General features: G+C 46.9%; 13 protein-coding genes. All 13 read right to left on the reverse strand.

Going from position 1 to position 19,165, the window contains the following annotated elements:
• Positions 1 to 89: 89 nt before the first annotated feature.
• Positions 90 to 1,394 carry a MerR family transcriptional regulator gene (locus C557_RS0110360; protein ID WP_018751798.1) on the reverse strand — a complete coding sequence of 435 codons (1,305 nt, stop codon included), beginning with the start codon at positions 1,392 to 1,394 and terminating at the stop codon, positions 90 to 92.
• Between the two features lie 250 nt (positions 1,395 to 1,644).
• Positions 1,645 to 4,230, reverse strand: coding sequence for a metallophosphoesterase (locus C557_RS0110365; protein WP_018751799.1), 2,586 nt, complete (start codon positions 4,228 to 4,230; stop codon positions 1,645 to 1,647).
• Between the two features lie 3 nt (positions 4,231 to 4,233).
• Positions 4,234 to 5,499 carry a class I SAM-dependent methyltransferase gene (locus C557_RS0110370; protein WP_018751800.1) on the reverse strand — a complete coding sequence of 422 codons (1,266 nt, stop codon included), beginning with the start codon at positions 5,497 to 5,499 and terminating at the stop codon, positions 4,234 to 4,236.
• Positions 5,500 to 5,719: 220 nt separating this feature from the next.
• Positions 5,720 to 7,756, reverse strand: coding sequence for a pectate lyase family protein (locus C557_RS0110375; protein WP_051082436.1), 2,037 nt, complete (start codon positions 7,754 to 7,756; stop codon positions 5,720 to 5,722).
• A 368-nt stretch (positions 7,757 to 8,124) separates the two neighbouring features.
• Positions 8,125 to 9,021: a glycine betaine ABC transporter substrate-binding protein gene (locus tag C557_RS0110380; protein WP_026263408.1), complete on the reverse strand. Its 897-nt coding sequence runs from the start codon at positions 9,019 to 9,021 to the stop codon at positions 8,125 to 8,127.
• Between the two features lie 312 nt (positions 9,022 to 9,333).
• On the reverse strand, positions 9,334 to 10,029 hold the full coding sequence (locus tag C557_RS0110385) for a Na-translocating system protein MpsC family protein (protein ID WP_018751803.1): 696 nt from the start codon (positions 10,027 to 10,029) through the stop codon (positions 9,334 to 9,336).
• Positions 10,030 to 10,340: 311 nt separating this feature from the next.
• A complete protein-coding gene (locus C557_RS23335; protein WP_018751804.1) occupies positions 10,341 to 11,855 on the reverse strand; it encodes an ATP-binding protein in 1,515 nt (504 codons plus the stop codon).
• A gap of 129 nt (positions 11,856 to 11,984) precedes the next feature.
• Positions 11,985 to 12,683, reverse strand: coding sequence for a Na-translocating system protein MpsC family protein (locus C557_RS0110395; protein WP_018751805.1), 699 nt, complete (start codon positions 12,681 to 12,683; stop codon positions 11,985 to 11,987).
• A 212-nt stretch (positions 12,684 to 12,895) separates the two neighbouring features.
• The gene (locus C557_RS0110400; protein ID WP_018751806.1) at positions 12,896 to 14,056 is read right to left on the reverse strand and encodes a cobalamin-independent methionine synthase II family protein; all 1,161 of its coding nucleotides are present in this window, start codon (positions 14,054 to 14,056) and stop codon (positions 12,896 to 12,898) included.
• Positions 14,057 to 14,299: 243 nt separating this feature from the next.
• A complete protein-coding gene (locus C557_RS0110405) occupies positions 14,300 to 15,619 on the reverse strand; it encodes a BaiN/RdsA family NAD(P)/FAD-dependent oxidoreductase (RefSeq protein WP_018751807.1) in 1,320 nt (439 codons plus the stop codon).
• Between the two features lie 36 nt (positions 15,620 to 15,655).
• Complete coding sequence (locus tag C557_RS0110410) at positions 15,656 to 16,966, reverse strand: BaiN/RdsA family NAD(P)/FAD-dependent oxidoreductase (RefSeq protein ID WP_018751808.1); 1,311 nt, start codon at positions 16,964 to 16,966, stop codon at positions 15,656 to 15,658.
• A gap of 385 nt (positions 16,967 to 17,351) precedes the next feature.
• Positions 17,352 to 17,972 carry a DUF4352 domain-containing protein gene (locus tag C557_RS0110415; RefSeq protein ID WP_018751809.1) on the reverse strand — a complete coding sequence of 207 codons (621 nt, stop codon included), beginning with the start codon at positions 17,970 to 17,972 and terminating at the stop codon, positions 17,352 to 17,354.
• Between the two features lie 211 nt (positions 17,973 to 18,183).
• A complete protein-coding gene (locus tag C557_RS0110420) occupies positions 18,184 to 18,972 on the reverse strand; it encodes a sensor domain-containing protein (protein ID WP_018751810.1) in 789 nt (262 codons plus the stop codon).
• Positions 18,973 to 19,165: the final 193 nt, after the last annotated feature.

The raw sequence follows: 19,165 nt of genomic DNA on the forward strand, positions 1-19,165 counted from the left end.
TGCTACAAGTCAAGTGTACATAGTGGGGTATTCACCAGGTCAATTTCTATTTGTGAAAAAAATAACTTAATAGCTCAACCTAATCGTCCCTACCATGGGGTTAACCCCATGTTTGCCGTAGGATTAGGCATTCGGTGCTTCGATAGCTGAACCTCACGACTTGCAGGTCTGGAAAGCACCTCATAGCTACAATGCTTCACACCGGCATAGAGCATTAAATACTGCTCCTGACCCCTGAAGATCAGGTAGGGGCTGCAGTCAACTACAGGCCCTAACTCCTCCACGTCCAACGGGGAAAGATCAAGCTTCTCAATCTCTTCTGTGATCTCCTTCCGGTCAATATATACCTTTGTCTCGACCGGGAAAGACCTATTGGGATTTTGATGCGCTCCAAGATGCCAGAAGGCCCCGGCGAACAACCCTTGCGGCTTCAACAATGGTGAGACCAGGGCGGGGAGAAATTGATGATCGGTGTGCTCGGATTTAGGCAACATGCCTTGGCTTACAATCCGGTCAATGGAGCCTTGGGCCAAGGGAAGCTGGGTCAGATCGCAGCAAAGAAAGATAAATTGATTGTCTGCGTACTCCCGCTCCAGATTATGCTTTAAGGACGTCAGACGCTCCAAATCCGTACTGAGCAAAATGTAGGTTGTCCCTTCCTTTAGATGCTCAATGTACCGCATCAAAAAGCGGCCAACACAGCTATCCAGCTCAAGAACATAATCTAATGAACCGGTGGGAGCTTGAATATAATCAATCAGTGTCGTTGTACCGTTATACAATAAATTAATATACTGCGGGGAAGCCGACTGTACAAACTCCTTCTTGGTTGGCATAATTCTTGTCTTCACCGCTCTGCGGTCAATGAAGATGCCATCTTCCACCATGGCTTGATAACCGCACCCGCAGAAGACCTCCGCCTGAAGCAGCATATGGTGTTCAATGGAGCCATCTGCAATTTGCAGCGGCCTCCGGCAAGCAGGACAACGCAGCATGGAAAGCGAGGAGAGCGGAAAGCCCATCCGCTTCGACCTGTCATACTCTTCGACATTCAACTCCTCAATTTTACGTCTTAATATTTGTTCAACCTCAACAAATTTTTTAAGCTTCTCACTCACCCGTTCCCTATTCCGTTCCAGTAAGGACAGCAGGAAGCTGCGAAAATCATTCGAGCGTTGCCCTTCGAGCCGGTTAAAACACAAAATGCTCTGAATTTCGTTCAGGCTAAAATCCAGCTCCTTCAGCATCAGAATGTCTTGCAGCTCGCTATTGTTTTGTTCAGTAAAATGATAACGCGAGCCTCGTTTATCTACCACCAGCAACCCCAGGTCGATGTAGTGGCGGATCGCATCCTGGGTGATATGGTTCCTCCTGGAGAACTCCCCGATTTTCAAGATTAATCCTCCCTTAAATTAAAAGATCAGTTTCAAAATAGAAAAAGATCGAAATTATTGTGAAAAATTTCACTTTATATAATAGGTACCAGATAGGTATCAGCTCTGTTACGCTGTCGCAACGTTCTGTCTTCATCGTAGCTGAAGCTTTCGAGCGTCACAATAGCTTCTTTGAAAAAAATTAAAAAAAACAGCTAATCCTTTGTCATAGAGCATTTAGATGGACAAAGGATATAGCTGATCTTACCTGCTACAGACGAGGGTCGATCTCCCGTTCCTGGGCTACCTCAAATAGCAGGCTGGCGGCAATCTGCTTATAAGCCTCATGATCAGGCGTGATTGCGCCATGAGGTATGGCAAGCATCTGCTTACCCAGCTGCGCTTCGTTCAGCGAGGTGCGGAGCTTTTTGCTTATATTTTTTTGCTTCAGCAGCTTGCGGTATTTATGCTCGAACTTGTAGTCATAACCGTAGACAATCGACAGGTAGTCCGGGTTCCGCACCTTCATATAAGGCACGATCTTGCCATTCCACCGTTCCGGCTTAATGACGATGCCTTCCATCTGATTCTCCAGGGTCAGCTGCGAGAAATATTGCTCTGCGCTCTCCAGCGCTCCCGGCTCGGACAGGTCAAGCGACCGCGCTTCATCCTCGGACAGGAACCGGTACATCCGCGATGTTCCCCAATCAGGCAGTTCCTCCCGACCATCGGCATAGACGAGCTTCAGCAGAGCAAATGGCTTATATTCCATATCCGCCTCTTCTCCATAAAGTTCAAGCTGTCTCTGATAGGTCTGGTAAGCCTGGACATGTTCGGACAATGGCACAAAGCTCTTGCGCAGATCATGCAAATGCTTGTAGTTCTGGTACAGGGTGGTTCCATACTTGTCGCTTAATGCCGACTTGTTCACGCGATACTGGTCCTGCTCGAACCCGCTGGCATCATAATCCGAGACCAGCTTATTCAGCGACTCCTCGAACCCGTTCTCTTGCAAGAAAGCTAATTCCGTCGCCAAAGCCTGCTCAATAGGCTTGAACTGCTTGTCGATCAGCCCGGCCCCAAGCGCCTGCCACGGCAGAAGCTCTCCATCCAGAATCATCAGCTCGATCTGGTTAGCTTCCATATAGCCACCAAACTTGTGAAGCAGCTTCCCATAGATTTCGGTCAAGTCTACTCGCTTGATCTTGTAGCCGTTACGACTGACCGCATAACAGTCCTCTATATTGGCATGCAGGTAGACGTTACATCTGGAGCCCATATACTTGGGCTGCAAAACCACCTGCTGAATCCCCCGCTCCCGGAAATAGTCCAGTCCAGCCTTCAGGGACTCCAACTCTTGAGTTTGTTCATTCTTGTCAGCCGGGGACATCGTACCGGATATAAAATTGATCTTGTTCGCGGAGCAATAACGAAGTCTACGCAGGTCCTCTTCCTCCAGATCGCGAACAGCTACTTTACGCTCTTGCTGGAATAAGGTAGGTAAACTCTCTTCAAATACACTCTGCCGTGATTTATGCGACTTCAGGAACGGCTTGAACGAGATGCTAACCGAAGTTAACTGGTTGCCATGCACGGCCCCCGTATCGATATGGAGCTTGTTGCCTATTTTAAAGGCTTGCTTAGCTGCGATATGGCCAAATATATGATAAGGATGATTTCTGACAGCCTCCTGGCTCAGGAAGGCAAGCTGACCTTCCACCTGCTCTTCTCTGTCCAGTCTGAAATTACGCTGATGCCGCCGGGAATTAGAATCGAGCTTACCGATATACTTGTTCCGGCACGGAGCATGGGTCACATAAAAGGACGATCCGCTGCCGCCGATATATCGATAGAAAGGCTGAGAAATCTCGACCAGCCGCATGAATTTGGAGAGCAGCTCCGAATCCTGCGCCAGCGCCTGCGTAGAATCAAAATACGTATGAACCAATTCCTGATCGACCCCTTGCAGCTCGCCCTTCATGTATTTGGAGACAAAGTTCTCATGGTTCCCCAACACAAAGTAGAAATGCTCTTGGTGGTCGTAAAGAAATTCAATGATCTCCTTCGTATGCTTCCCCTTATCAATCCAGTCCCCCACCAGAACCAGCTTGGTCTGCTTCAGCTTCTCAGGGACCACCAGCTTGCCCTCGGCGAATTGGTAGCCGTGATCCATCAGCAGCCCCTTCAAGTCATCCACACACTCATGCACATCACCGATCATGATATAATGCTGATCCTGTGGAAGATGGGTAGCCAGATAAGCATCCCAATCCTCAATGAGGATGTTGTATTCCGGATTTGCCGTGCCCTGCTCGGGCAAGTAGAAGTCCTTCGCACGCACCTTGTGAACTTGGCCGTAGCCTTCCCGGGCCAGGGACCCAAGCACTTCCTTTTTCAGACGGTTAATATGATTTGTTATCAGCTTCTTGGAGCGTTCAGAGGCGTAATAATCCTCCCGCTTGCGGTAGTCAAAAACGATCGCCTCCAGGTTATAGTTGTTCTCGAAGGCAACCTCCTTCACTTTAGCCCGGAAATCCTCGGACAACCCGGTTGTGTCAATGATGACAAACTCGGCATTCACCGGGAAAGAGGTGACCATCTTCAACCTTGTGAATAACAGATGAAATGCCTGTTCACTGGCCTCCAGCATGACTTGCTCGTATTTATCGTAATCATACCCCAGCACCTCTTGCCGGATCTGATCCGAAGACAGGTATTGAATATTCGCTCTGACCTTTCTGCCTTGGTCCTTAAAGCGCAGCCTAGGCATCAGCACCTCTTGGGCAAACGTTGTTTTACCACATTCCGTCGGACCAATCAGCATAAATATGGTATGCACCCGTGTTTGAAGTTCCACGATTCAGTTCCCCCTTCTCTGTAAAATAACACCTTGCGTCGTTTGAGTCCCATTGACCCGGTCACCCATTGCTACAAATTCAGCCCCCAGACCGGAGCCTGCTGTCACATGCTGAACCCATTGCTGAAAGGCATCGCTTCCCATTTCCCACTTGTGATCATCATGGCGGAAATTCTCCAGCTCGTAATAACGGTTGAAATCCGCATTAGGGGTCGTGATGATAAACTGCTCGAAGTCCACCTGACTGCTGATTTGGCGAATCAGTTGGGCCGCTTCGTCCTGGCTCATATGCTCAATGACCTCGGTAAGAATGATGTCGACTCGTTCCCCGTTATAGTCCTTCAAGAACCCATCAATGGAAGGGAACGTAACAATGTTGTCCACCTCTCGGGTCTTCGCTTTACTATTGACCTTCTCCAGCGCTTCTTCGTTAATGTCCACCGCATAATAGCTGCCTTCGATCTTCTTCGCATACGGAAAGGCATAAAATCCCTCCCCACACCCCACATCCAATATCGACTTGTCAAAAGCAAGTCGGCCCGTAATATAGTTCCTCCGTTGCAGCGCCGTTCCTCCATACGCAAACTGGATGTCGTAGCGATCCGTCTTCTCCACGAGGTTCTTATATTTATTGAACCGATCCCGGGAAGAGAGGAAGTTGCGGACAAACAGATGCCGGATATAAAAGGGCGCATCCATCACATGCAAGCTCTTGATGTATTTATCGAGCACGCTTTCCGAGATATCGATAAACTCATTGCCGAACATCGACAGGAACAGACATAATACGCTGACCACATGAAGCAACTGATACAAGCTCGTTCTTGTCGTCACCTTGAGCGAATAGCTCTTATGCGCCAGAGGGGTCATTTCAAATGTAAAGTCCGGAAGATGCTTCGCAAAAAATTCAATGTACCGCGGCAGCTCAATATGGATCATATTGATGAAGAAAGTGTGCTCATAGCCCTCCACATCCTGCTCATGCGCTGCCTTCAGCGGCGAAGCGAAAAATTCATTAATCACGTTGAGCGGAAATAACGGTGTATTGTACCGGGATACGTTCAAATACTCGAAGCTCTCCTGCTCATGCTCCTTATATGAAATTTCATTATCGGCATCCTTGAAGTAGACGTTAAAGGTCTGCTCATCCGTGTACCAACCGTAGGCCATGCCCTTGCGGATGGAACGCAACATCATGCCGGAATTGGGATTTTTACGAATCAAGAAGGAAAACTGCGGATGATTGGATTTCACTTGCACAATAGCCATTTCTCTCGACTCCTTTTCTGAATCAATTGCAGGTCATCATTTGTGTAGGGAGCAGAGTAAAATCATTTTTCTCTCCTGCGATCTCCGCATATGCTCTTCAACACATTGTTTCTAGAAATTACTCTAGCCCAATGGCCGGGGCAGGAACAGGGTGAAAGTATTACAAAGCGCCCAGCCTGAGTCAGGCTGAGCGCTTTGCGTTAGCTCTTATCCATTCAATTTATTGCAGCTCGATGTAATAAAGATTAAGCGAATCCGCCTTGGTGATAGTATGCGCGCCAGGAGCAAGCGGCACGCTCACCACACCGTTCGTTAAAGTATAGTTCGTGCCATCGATTTTGATCTCTTTGCCGCTTTCTTGATTAAATACCAGCGTTAGAGTCGAAGCATCTGCGGTGGCAAATTCAATACGTGTAGCTGTCTCGATCTTCAAGCACTGCGTCAAGGTTAGCCCCTTGTAAACGACCGTGCCCTTGCTCGTAGACAGATTCCCCTGAATGTTGAAGAAATCGCTGCTGGTTCCGGCCGTTGTGAAGTTATGTGCGTGCTCCCCGGTAATCGGGCCTGTACCCGGATTCGGTTCCGGCTCTGGCTCTGGCTCGGGCGATGTGGATGAATTGCCGCCAACGGAAACAAGCTGCGAGGTATAGCCTCTTATTTTATTCATCAATCCCGTGTTCATTGCATAGGACGTATCGTCCACAGCGTTATTAAATTGCCAGTCAAAATCCCCGCCATCCAGCCGTCCCGCTTCCTCCGTTACGATTTGCTCGACTACATCCACGCTATCGATATTTGAACTGGATACGCCCAGGTCAACACGGGTATCAAAGTTATTGTAAGCCGTCCCTCCCTTTAAGGCTTTATACGAGCTGGGTACGCTTTCATTTCTGGATGAAGCCAGATAAGCGTCAAAGGAGGTGGCATGGGCCGATGTCGTACCACTGTTGGAGTTGGCATAGATCAAGCTGTCGGCAGCCACGATAATATTGTTGTACGCCTTGATGACACCGCCATTTTCACCGGAAAAGGTACCTTCCCCTAAAGCATCGGTGCCCTGCAGTGAGCTCATCATTGGATATTTGGCATGTCTGAAGTAATTGGCCTCTACAAACGCCGAAGCCCTGGTGGTTACGCCAACCCCGTATTTTGATATACCATCATAGAAGTTGTTATAGATATGCACGGAAGCCACCCGAATCCGCGGATGACGGGAATCGGAGTGATCAAACCAGTTATGATGGAGGGTGACGAAGAACTCGGCACTCTCGCTTAATCCCACCAAAGCGGCCTTGCCTGATTCCCAATAATGGTTATAGGAAATCGTGATGTAGGTCGAGCCCTTCTTCAGGTCGGTGGAGCCATCTCCTTTGGCCTGGTCCGCATCGCTCCCCGCAGAACCATAAAAGATGTCGTTATGATGAACCCAAACATTGACGTTCCCGGTATCCATGGAAATGCCATCATCCGGGAAGAGCATCAGCCCCAGGTTTCTCACTTCTACATTGCCAACTGCCCGCAGCAGAATCCCCCAGCCATACGCGTAAGCATCGTTGCCGATGCCCTCCAGCGTCATGTTCATCTCGGCGTAGTTGTTCTTTCCCTTCACCTGAAGGTAACCGCCGCTGTTCAATTGTCCGCTCAAATCGCTAGCTGTAATTTTGCCAATAAAGCGAATAGCTAACGGCCTCGTATCGTAGCCCTTTTGTCTGAGGTTCAGAATTTCTCCCAAGCCTACTCCGGTCTGGATGCGACCTGAGCTATTAGTAATGACATCAAGGGTGACGGTGCGTGCATTCTGAGAGGTAATATACAGCACTTGAGCTCCATTCTTGAGTGTCCCATTATCCTGATAGGCCCCTGATCCGGTCCCGAAGGGCGAATTCGAGGAGAAAGCAAAGCCCGATCTATCATGTGAAGCTACGGACAGCGAGTTAGACACAACCGCCGTAGACGAGCCATCGGCCCGTCTGGCCTCCACCTTCATGACATAGCTCCCGGCGGTCAGGCCTACGGCATCCGCTCTCCAGTAAGCAGGATATTTTCTAATTAATTCATTGTCTAGCTGCTGATAGCTGGAATCGGACGCATTCGCAGGCTTCACATACACGTTGTAACCTATGGCATTGCTCTCCGGCGCCCATTCTACATACGCCGTCTCGTTCCAGCCCCCGCTCTTGGTGATGGTGAGCCCCGCAGCATGAGCGGTATGGCTCGGCAACCCTGTTGCCCCTAAGGAAATCGCTAGGGAAAACATTAAAACCAGACTTATCGCAAGACGAATCCGTGTATTCACGCACAATCCTCCCGATTCATTTTACTTGCCTTTCTTAAATGTAAGCGCTATCTAAAAATCGGTAAAACTTCCTGCTCTCCCCTCCTTCCTCTCCAACTCATCGCCATGACGTTCCGGGGAACGCACAACGAAGCAATACAGATTATATGTATAACGGTCTAAATTATATTTTATTTACCAAAAAATTCATAAATCGATCATGGAATGGCCTGATTGTGAGGGATAAAGGTAAAATACTCCCACTGCCAAAGGCAACCAAAGACGGCAAAAAAGCGGCCGATTCAGGCCGCTTCCGTGGTTAAGATGTATGATTCTGAAAGATGAGATCACTAGGACTGCAAATCCTCAATGGAGTTCACATTCTCCATATACGCAGGCACAGCCAATCCCGATTTCACATTAACCATATTGGCTCCAAGGTCCTCCAGACGGTCACCATATTTGCTCCAATAATCCGCATGGGTCACTGGAAGCCAGGCTGCTACAATCGCATCCACATCTCCGTTAGCGACACCGATCCACATGGGCCCAATTTCCACCTGCAGGGCTTGTGCCTCATATCCAAGCTTCTCCTGAAGCACATAGCGAACTACGTTGGTGCTTGCCACTTCGGAATCCCAGGCAACATAACTGAGGGTGAAGGCTTCTCCATCCACAGGCTCCAGCCCCTCTGTCCATTCCAGAACCTGGGCTTCATTTTCCTTGACCCATTTCTCTGCGGCGGCTTCCGGCTCCAGGCCATTCTGAATATCTATCATAACCTCTCCCATATCCTCTGACGTCCAGAGGAACCGGTCCAGGAATTCGTAAGCTACGGGATGATCGTCTTGCAACCCCAGGCGTGCTATAGTACGTATCTCCTCGGGCTCCCCGTAAGTCAGCTTCGGATCGTCCAGATACTTGAGCTCATAGGTATTAAACATCCAATGCGGAGACCAGGCCACAATGACAATGGGCTCTTCTTGCTTATATGCTCTGTCCAGCTCTGCAGTCATGCCTGCTGCCGAGCTCTCTAGCAATGTCCAATCTGATAACTCGTAATCTTCCATAGCTTGAGCCGTCAATCTCATGAGGCCCGACCCTGCATCCGTTCCTGTAATTTTATAGTCAACCTGTTCGCCAACAGACTCATTCCCTTCACCCGTGGCCATAGTAGACGAACATGCTCCTAATATGAGCACCACCATCAGACTAATAAAAATCAACCATATTCTCGTTTTCTTCATGTTGTGTTTTCCCCTTTGACAGTTGTTAAGTCAGCATTACATTCTGCAGAAGTGTAAAACCACATTTGATGAAACACGACAGTCGCTTTTCCAATTCGACAACGTTATGATAACAAACAACGACATTAATCACAAATTGAAAACAGCGTTTATTGCGTACATACAGAAAAAACGGTATGAAATTAGCTCTGGTATGATTTCTATTTCTCTTGCATGCTCACTTATCCTACAAATTCGTCTTCTGGTAATGCTAGCTTAAAAAAAATATTTTGGGGGCCATCTGCTTCATCTCATTAAGCCTCATCTGGTTAATTAACTGGCAGGCATCAAAATAAGCACAATAATGCTAGTATCCGCAGCAAAATCCCAATCTACGAATACATCCACAATTGTCGTATTGAATATTTGTTCAATGGACGTATTATTCCGCAAATACTTCTTCTCCAGGTGATTAATGGCTTGCTTCAGTGGCTCTTCAAGCTGAAGCCCCATCAATTCCTTGCTCAGATCGATGAGCACACCGGAGCGAGTGATCAATAACGTTCTATCATTAATCATAAAGGAATCGATTTCATCAGGCCTTTTCTGAATTTGATCACTAATCCAACCAATTTCCTGATGCAATGGCTCCTTCCCTTCATAGGTCATCGGTGTCGCCAGCTCCTCAGCCCACTCTTCCGCCTGACGTGCGACTAACACACCAGAACGATTGTGCAGTTCCCAATCATAATAGAATTCCACCGTATTTATTCCGGTCAGAAGTGTGAGATAAGCCTTTATTTCAGGAATTAGTGACGCCATTACGATATCTCTGGTATGCTGAACCGTGCGAATTTGTCCTTGGCTGAAAAGAAGCTTCTCTGTTGGCGTCAGAAAGTTCCGTAAATAAATCACAATAAACGTATGGTCTATGCTCACATAAATAGACTGTGGGCCCTTTCCAAAGGTATCGCGGAGCATTTTCCCAATATGGCTTGCTATTTTATTTTGGAAACTATTCTTGTTCATAGTTAGTCAATTCATCCTCAGTCTGGGTAACACAAGCTCCACCCTCATAGTTTTGGTTATTTTTATAATCTCGTCATCAATTCTGATTCAACAAAAAAAAGCCTAAATAAAAGGTTGCTAAGCAACTTTTATTTAGGCTTATGTCCAGCGCTATCTCTGGTTCATTACGACCTACAGTGTTTACGGTTAATGGGGCGAACGTGGCCATTGCGATATCTTTCTTAAGGCAATAGCATCATATCTGTTGCCCTCACCTATTTTAATTGATTTCATTTATGCTTAGCAATGTTAAATGTTATTTAAATTACATATTATCCAAGAGCCTGTTGAACGGTCCCCCTCGTCTCGACCTTCTCATGCAAATTTATCCCCAGTTCCATTATCATACTTGACATTTCCGGACACATGCCAGTAAGCGTCACTTTGCAGCCCTGCAAAAAGGCACCCTGGACAATATGATTGAAACGGGAGACAAGCGACTGGTTAATATAGGAAATTCCTGATAGATCAATGATCAGCTGATGCAGCTTTAACTCATAAATGCGGCCTAGAATAAAATCCTGATTCTTCCGATCCCCTTGAACATCCCATATCCCTGCAGCCGGAAGCAATGCCAGGCCGTCCGCAAGAGGAATAATCTGTGCAAGAGATTGGCTACTCATCTCACACTGAGCATAGAACTGCTCATTTTTACATTCCATATAGCTCGAAGCAAAGTGCTTCTCATAAGAATCTATATGATCATTGATTTCCCGCCCCAGGTCAAAGAGGGATTGTTGCTGTTGTCCACTGTCCTTGTAGTAATGAAACAAAAGGTCCCAATAAGCCCGACGCAGCATTTGAATCCATTCCAGCTTCAGGATTAAATCCAGATTATGCTTGGCCCAGTTTCTGCCGTGCTCCTTGGCATGCAGAATCAAGCCATTTACATTTTGTTCATTAAGCAAGCACACCACGGCATGAGTAGATTCGAGAATATATCCTGCGTCCAGATCCGCCAATGTAACCATATTCAAGATTTTCTCCCCTTGCTGCTTAAGCAACTGAAAGAAAACATCCTGGTTAGACTCGTAAAACTGTGAAAAACTTTGACCCGGTTCATACTTCAACTCCACAGCAACCCCTCCCCGTTCTTTATAAATCGGAAGATGGACGGTAAATTCTGTGCCCTTCCCAACTTCACTTTTTACCCTGATCATGCCGTCGTGCTCGTAAATAGTAGAGAACGCCTGCGTTAATCCCATTCCTGTTCCTTCGACCTTGGAGGTGTAAAACGGAGTTCCCAGCAGCTTTAGCTTATCCTCCGGTATGCCAATCCCCGTATCCGAAATGACAATGACTAGATGCTCCCCTGCCTCATAGTGTTTAATCCTGATGGTTCCCCGGTTAGAAATGGCCTCGAAGGCATTTTTCAGAAGGTTGAAGAAAGCCTTCTTTAATTGATTCCGCTTCCCGTACACTCTAGCATCCGTATTCAAAAAGTGACGTTCAATCGCAATCTGGTAAGTCTTTTCCTGAAATAAGTATAATAAAGATTCCAATTCAGCTGTAAGGTCAATGATGTCAAAGGGCTCATCTTCCAAATCCGGCTTGGATACACTCAGCAAATTTTGCAGGGTGCTAATAGCGTTCTCCAACTCCGAATAGGCATAGTCCAGATATTTATGGTTGGATTCTTCTTTAAGCAGTTGAAGAAAGCCCTTCACAGCCGTCAATGGGTTTTTAACCTCATGCGCAATCCCTGCGGCGATTTGGCCAACTGAAGCTAATCGATCCAATCTAAGATCGGATTCACTTACCTCCTGGTTTCCATTGGATACAGGCACAAGAAGCACATCCTTTCGATACATAGATTGTTTTATTTTTAAATATAAAAAAAGCCTAAATAAGAGCCAGCAAGCGCAGCTTTTATCCAGGCTTATGCCCAGCATGATGTCTGGAGCATTAATACCTCTTTAGAGATTAGGACTAAGCGCAAAGACGATTACGCTTTTGTCCGAATGTACATCCCAATCCACAAAAACATCATTAATCCTCGCATGTAATAATGCTTCAAAACGGTTGTTATTATGTAAGTACCTCTTCTCCAGGTTTCGCTTAGCCATCTTCAACTGACTCTCGCAGCCAAGCCGAATGAGTTCCTTCTCAATACTGATCAAGATTCCACTACGGATAATTAGCAAGGTATGGTCATTAAGTCGGCACGAATAGGTCTCTTCCGGGGATTTCTCTACCCAGCGACTCATTTCTACAATTTCCTGATGAATTTCTTGTTTCCCGCTATATTCCTCCTGCTTGATCGCTTTAACCCTGCCGTTATCCTCTTCCATTCCCACAAATACTCCGGACAAGTTATGTAATCCCCAGTCATAATAAAACTCCTGCAACTGAATACCAGCAATCAAGGTGGTATAGGCTTTAATCTCAGGGATAAGCGTATTCATCAGCAAATTCCTTGTATGCTGAATAGCATATATCTCATCCTGCTCATATAAAATTTTCTCTGTAGGAGACAGGAAACCTCGCATGTAAAATACTACAAACGGTCGACGAATACTTACACGAACCGAATGCGGACCCTTGCCGAACGATTCTCGCAACAATCTTCCGACATGACTTGCCAGTTCCATCTGGATATTCTTCTCTTGATCCATCAACACTCATCCTTGCCTTAAGGTAAAAGCATCACATCTTTTACCCACTTTTATTGTATCTTTACCCGGGTAAGGGTTCAACCATTCTGACAAATTTCCTCCTTTGCATTTTGTCTTATTTTGTTTGGATTTATGCGATAATCCGTGAATATAGGAAAAAAGAGCTATCCACCCGATATCGGGAGAATAGCTCTTTTTAAGATGTCTAAGCTTTACTTACTCCAATATTGCTTGGCAATTTTTTGGCCTTGGTTAATTTTCGCCCATTGCTCGTCTTCCGTTAGTTCATTACCGCCATCGCAGGAGGCAAAGCCGCATTGATGGGACAACAACAGCCGATCCTTATCGATAATGCTCGAAGCTTCATCCAGCAAACGAAGGACACGCTCTTCATCGTCCAACGTATTGGTCTTGGAGGACAACAAGCCAAGTACGATTTCCGTGTTTGGCTTATCCTTGAATACAGCCAACGCTTCCAGCGAACCCGCGCGTTCATCATCCCATTCCAGGAAGAAGCGGTCATACTTAAGCTGCTTCAAGAACAGGTTGGCAACCTTCAGGTAAGAGCCACCGCCCATATTACGGGAATCATAGTTGCCACGGCAGTTGTGCGTCCACATTTTCAAGCCCAGGCTATGTCCAAAATCAATCAAAGTATTATTAATGTCGATGAATTCATCCGCTAAAGCCTGTACTTCCTCTTGGTTAATATTTTCGCCCGTATATGGAGAGTTCGGATTGTCATCGGCAAACAGCTCCCACAAGCAATCGTCAAATTGCAAAATTTTCCCGCCAGCAGCAACAAAATCCTCGACAAATTCCTTGTAGGCTTTAACAAGACCTGCTTTAAGCTCCTGACGCGTTTGATAAACGGCATCCGGGCCGCCAATATTGTCCGACCAGTACAGCTCCCCGAAGATATGGGATGGAGAAGGGACACATAACTTCGTTTCCCGTTCACCGGCAAGAGTCTTCAATTGCTTGAATACTTCAATAAAGTGATGATTTTTTCCGCTCAATTCATCGGTAATACGAAGGCCAATGTCTTTCCGTGTCTCGTATTTCGAGGTTCCATCGATATCCCGGAAGAAATAGCCATGATCGGCAATGTATCGGCTAACGCCCTTGAAGCCCCAGACAAAATCCAGATGCCACATCGATTTGGAATACTCGCCATCGGTAATGACCGCCAAATCATTTTCGATTTGCTTGTTAACTACATGCTCAATAGCCTTGGCCTCGCACTCTTTATAACCTGCAAAATCCTGATAAAAAGGATAACTAATATCATCCCGATGCTCAATTTGCGTCTTGTATGCTAATAGCTCAGACGGTCGCAGCAAGCTCCCTACTGTCTGGAATCTTTCGCACATTTCAATAACCTCCTCGGGTGGCTCTCATGCTCACGTGTAATGCCTTGATTGTAGCATAACAGACCATTCGGGGTGTAATACTCAAAAGCCATATCTAGTTATAGTTTTTAGCTATATCCAATAATTAAACATTATAAATTATCTATCCACAGAAAATTGTTTCAAAGTGCTCGCCACAACCTCCAATGAGTGGAGGCCTTTTGCCATATCGACTATTGAATAATGTTCAGATTGATGTTAGCTTCATGATTTGTTACCAGCCATACGCTTAGCCAGCGCCGTTGCAGCCGTATAGCCGGAGCTCCAGGCCCATTGCAGGTTATAGCCCCCGCAATCACCATCGACATCCATCACTTCACCGGCAAAATAAAGCCCAGGCACCAGCTTGGATTCCAGCGTTCCTTCTTGCAGGTCTGTCGTATCAATACCACCGGCTGTAGTCTGAGCGTTCGGGAATCCGTTGGTATCCGTCACGATGAAATCCCAATGCTTCATCAGGCGGCATAAGACCTTTTTGGTCTTCCAAGACATATCCTGACACAGCAGGTTCTGGTCCTCATCGATTCCCGCCTCCTGCAAGAGAACAGGGATCAGCTTCTTGTTCAAGATGCCGATCAGAGATTTCGCAACCGTCCGGTGTCCAAACATCGCCCAATGTGTATCGAGAAAATCGACAACCTCTTCATCCGTCCGGTCCGGCATCATATCCAGCGATAAGATCACCTTGTGTCCTTTGGCAAGCTGAGCCGCAGCCTTTCGGCTTAACTGGAGAATGGGCGGGCCAGAGGCGCCATAATTCGTGAACAGCACCTCGCCATATTCACTGCGGATGACCTCACCATTAACGATGATGTGACCCCAACCCTCAAATTTAACGCCAGACAACTCCTTCAGATACGGACTATCCAGCTTTAACTGGACAATCCCGGGCACCGGGTCGATCAAGGTATGCCCCAATCGCTGGGCTAGTGTATAACCGGAACCATCCGTTCCTGTCTTTGGAGCCGTAAGGCCGCCTGTACAAAGGAAGAGATAATTGCTGGTATAGGTGACCTGTTCTTCAGCATCTGTCTGGCACACCATCGTAAATCGCGGGTGTCCCTTCGATACGATTACATCTACCACCTTGGTCTTGAAATATATCGGAACATTGCGATCCTCCAGTGCAATCTGAAAAACCCCCAACACAGATGCAGCCTGTAACGACATTGGATACATCCGGCCATTCTCAATAGCCACCAGAGGGAGACCAATCACAGAGAAAAAATCAACGGTTTGCCGGACGCCAAATTGCTGTAACACTGGCAGTGGGAATTCCGCCTGATTGCTATGGTATTTGGTCGATAGATTAGCCGCTTCGTCCCCGCCCGTTGCCGTCGATTTATTTGTAATATTGCAGCGGCCATTCCCGGTGGTTAATACCTTTTTGCCCACACGGTCATTGCCTTCAATAATAGCGGTATCGATCCCCAGATCTCGCGCAGTAACAGCGGCCATCAGGCCAGAAGCGCCCGCACCGATAATGAGCAGCTCGTGATGCTTGGAAGGTTGAGATTTATTCATAGGTGGTGAAACCATTCCTTTTTATCGATATTTTCATTAGAAAAGATGCTTGCCCAGCGCCATCGCAGCCGTATAGCCGGAGCTCCAGGCCCATTGCAGGTTGTACCCGCCAAAGTCTCCGTCCACATCCATGACCTCCCCGGCCAAATACAACCCAGGCACGAGCCTGGATTCCAATGTACCCGGGTTAAGCTCTTTGGTAGCAATCCCGCCTGCTGTCGCTTGCGCGTGCTCAAAGCTATGGGTTTCGGTGACTTTGAACTCCCAGGACTTTAATAGCTTATAGAAGATTTTTTTCGTTTTCCAGGAGAGATCCTGGCACAGCAGGCCCGGCTCTTGATCGATCTTCGCTTCCTTCAGCAAGACGTTGACCAGCTTCTTGTGTAAAAAGCCGATGAAGGATTCCGCGACCGTACGGTGCGCGAACAATCCCCAGTTCGTCTCCAGAAACCGGGTAACCTCTTCCACCGTCCGGTTCGGCATCAAATCGATGGATAGCGTCACGTCATCTCTTTTGGCAAGATTAACCGCTGCCTCCCGTCCAAGCTGTAGAATGGGTGGGCCGGAGAAGCCATAATCCGTGAAATGAATTTCACCAACTTCGCTACGGACGATTTTGCCATTGACAAGGAGGTGGGCTTGTCCCTGGAGCTTGATGCCCGATAGCCCCTTCTGATAGGGATACTTCACCTTCAATTGCACGATGGCCGGCAAAGGCTTGATCAAGGTGTGCCCCATTCGCTCTGCCAGCGTATACCCGGACCCATCCGTTCCAGCGTTCTGCCCGGTAAGACCTCCTGTACAAAGAAACAGGTACTCGCTGGTATAGAACGTCTGCTCCCCGGTCTCGGCCCGGCATGTGATTCTGAATCGCGGATGATCAGCCGATACGGCAACATCCATAACCTTGTTGTTGAGGTAAACCGGAATGTTCCGTTCCTCCAGAGCAAGCTCGAAAATATCCACCACAGATGCAGCCTGCAGCGACATCGGATACATTAAGCCCTCTTTCAATTTTGTCAGCGGCAGTCCAAGCACATGAAAGAAATCAATGGTTTGACGGATCCCGAATTGCTGCAACACAGGTAGCGGGAACCCTGGCTGACTCCCGTAATACTTGCGTGACAAAGCCATCCCTTCGTCGTCTGTCCCCGTCATCGTGGATTCATTTGTAATATTGCAGCGACCATCGCCAGTCATGGCGATCTTCTTGCCAATCCGGTCGTTTCCCTCCAGAATGGCGGTATCTATGCCCAAATCCCGCGCCGTAACGGCAGCCATAAGTCCTGATGCCCCTGCACCGATAATAATCAGCTTGTGGTGCACAGCGTCCCGATAATCGTACATGATTGTTCATTGCACCCTTTATCCAATGGATTTATATATTTTCTAATTATAGCATAAGTGGAAGCGCCTCTTAATGCTGGCAAGGAAGCACGTTTCTATGCCACGGCCCCCATTTAGCTTAGAACCATCCTTCACGAAAGATCGAGGAATTATTCCTGTTAGAGACTTCATAAAAGAGAGATAGGGGCTCTTGCAGATACGGCAACCAAATAGCACAAAAAACCGCAAGCCTTGAGGTAAATCCTCTTTCGCTTGCGGTTTTTTTCATATAATGTAAATTGATCTTATGATTAACGTGAAGAAGCAGACGAGAAATATGCTCTTACGGCCTTTCTCTAATACCATTTATAAAGCAACAACAGCTTTTTACGGATTTTCAGATTTGCTATCTTAAGGTAATCGTTGCTTTGTCCTCATCCTGCGCGAGTTTTAATACCAAGCCATCTTCCGATTGAGCTACGGTATCAGGAACTTCCATGACCACAAATCCCGTTTTTGAAGCTAGCGGCTTTACGGTTTCATTGCTAAGGTCTTTATCAATCATCGTAATCGTATAATTGTACTCATATTTGTCGTTAAAGAGAGCCTTCATCTCAACTCCGCCTATCATGGCCGTAAAGCTGTCTGCTTCCGTTCCTTGATTGGTCACCGTATAGTTCAGAATCAAAAGCTTGTTCCCTTCATCTGCGCTGGAAGAAAAATAATCATCACTGACTTTTTGATTAAATTCAAAGGAATTCAGCACAATTTCCCAATCACTCAGGTTAAACTTGTCCCCTACTTTCAGGCTAACTTCCTCTGTTTCTTCAGGCTCCTGAACCTGCTCTTCTGCAACAACCTCTTCTGTTTGCTCATTACTTGCATTACCTGAATTATTTGCAGCACCTTGATCCTGTGTAGCGGTATCAGCCTTCTGCGCTTCTGGTGGCGTAGAGGCAGCACCTCCACATGCAGTAACCAATACCAACAATACCAACGCTAAAATGCCTAAGCTTATTTTTCTCAAAACATTCTCCCCCTCTTTTATCTATTAGTACATATTACCATACAAGAGGGTTATTTGGTTGCTTACTTTCGTCTTTTTAATGACGGAACATTACCTCTGCCAGCTACCCTTGATTAGAAGGCAACTCACTTGTTAAATGGAAATGAAAAGGGAGCCTTGGTATGCCAAATGCATAGCCAAAGCCCCCCATGATTCGTTACTTCAACACTGCTTAAGCTATCCATACCTTCTCTTGTCCGGGCTGATCTTCCGGAAAGTCCCCATAAGGTGACTCGGCAGGCGTATAAAATTGCGGTGCTTCGACGGGCTCGGGCGACGGCTGCTGCATGTAAGATTCATCCACATACATCATTCTGCGCTGGATCTGCATCAGACCATTCACCACACGAAGAGCGCTCCAAAAGAGCACTACGCCGAGGCCTACATAGAGTAAATACTGCTGATTATAGGTCCAATTGATGTGGAAATACTGGAACAGGTTATTTTCTAAAATATCCAATTGAAGTTCATTCATCAAAATGATATGCACCACAGGTAGAGCAATGAACCCGATGCCCAAGGCGAGGGCTGTCACCATCACAACAAAGAAAACAATACCTGTGACAAACCGGAGCAGGACAAGCAGGACATTTCTAGTAAATAATGCACCGTCAAACCCCTTTACCATACGCTTGAACCCATTTTGCCCGGCTTCGGCCTGTGAATGTTGTGGAATTGAAGGAGGAGTCGGCAAGCCCAAGATATGTCGAATCACACCTTGCTCAAAATTTACCATCCCCTGAAGCAGCTTAGCCACTCCAAAAAACATCGGTATTCCGATAAATATCGGTGTCAAAGCTACGGATAGAACCAGCCCCGTAATCGCGAGTGTCAAATAAATAATCCCCATCGGGAGAGACAGCAGAAAGTAAAGAATCGTCGCATAGGTTTTGGAGTTAAAAAGAGCCCAACTCACCTTCCCCATCTTGGCCATTGCAGGCGCTTCTGTTGTTGCCTTCATCATCAAACACTCCCTTTAGCTCATAAAGTCACGCTCTAAGTTTATAAACCCATTATAACTACCTTAGTTACGTGACATAACCGTCTTAAGAGGTGGCTGGGCCTAGACTTTGGGCTAGGATTGGGATTGTTCTCAGGTAGGGCCTCCTTCCCCGTAAGTCTCTTGCTCATGCTTCTGAGGGCTGGGGGCAGCG

Source organism: Paenibacillus sanguinis 2301083 = DSM 16941 (assembly GCF_000374825.1).
GTDB classification, from domain to species: Bacteria; Bacillota; Bacilli; order Paenibacillales; family Paenibacillaceae; genus Fontibacillus; species Fontibacillus sanguinis.

Excerpts from the sequence above, each read along its gene's own strand:
- C557_RS0110375 (WP_051082436.1), bottom strand. The coding sequence starts at position 7,756 with ATGTTTTCCCTAGCGATTTCCTTAGGGGCAACAGGGTTGCCGAGCCAT.
- C557_RS0110370 (WP_018751800.1), bottom strand. The coding sequence starts at position 5,499 with ATGGCTATTGTGCAAGTGAAATCCAATCATCCGCAGTTTTCCTTCTTG.
- C557_RS0110385 (WP_018751803.1), bottom strand. The coding sequence starts at position 10,029 with ATGAACAAGAATAGTTTCCAAAATAAAATAGCAAGCCATATTGGGAAA.
- C557_RS0110410 (WP_018751808.1), bottom strand. The coding sequence starts at position 16,966 with ATGTACGATTATCGGGACGCTGTGCACCACAAGCTGATTATTATCGGT.
- C557_RS0110395 (WP_018751805.1), bottom strand. The coding sequence starts at position 12,683 with ATGGATCAAGAGAAGAATATCCAGATGGAACTGGCAAGTCATGTCGGA.
- C557_RS0110380 (WP_026263408.1), bottom strand. The coding sequence starts at position 9,021 with ATGAAGAAAACGAGAATATGGTTGATTTTTATTAGTCTGATGGTGGTG.
- C557_RS0110400 (WP_018751806.1), bottom strand. The coding sequence starts at position 14,056 with ATGTGCGAAAGATTCCAGACAGTAGGGAGCTTGCTGCGACCGTCTGAG.
- C557_RS0110420 (WP_018751810.1), bottom strand. The coding sequence starts at position 18,972 with ATGAAGGCAACAACAGAAGCGCCTGCAATGGCCAAGATGGGGAAGGTG.
- C557_RS0110405 (WP_018751807.1), bottom strand. The coding sequence starts at position 15,619 with ATGAATAAATCTCAACCTTCCAAGCATCACGAGCTGCTCATTATCGGT.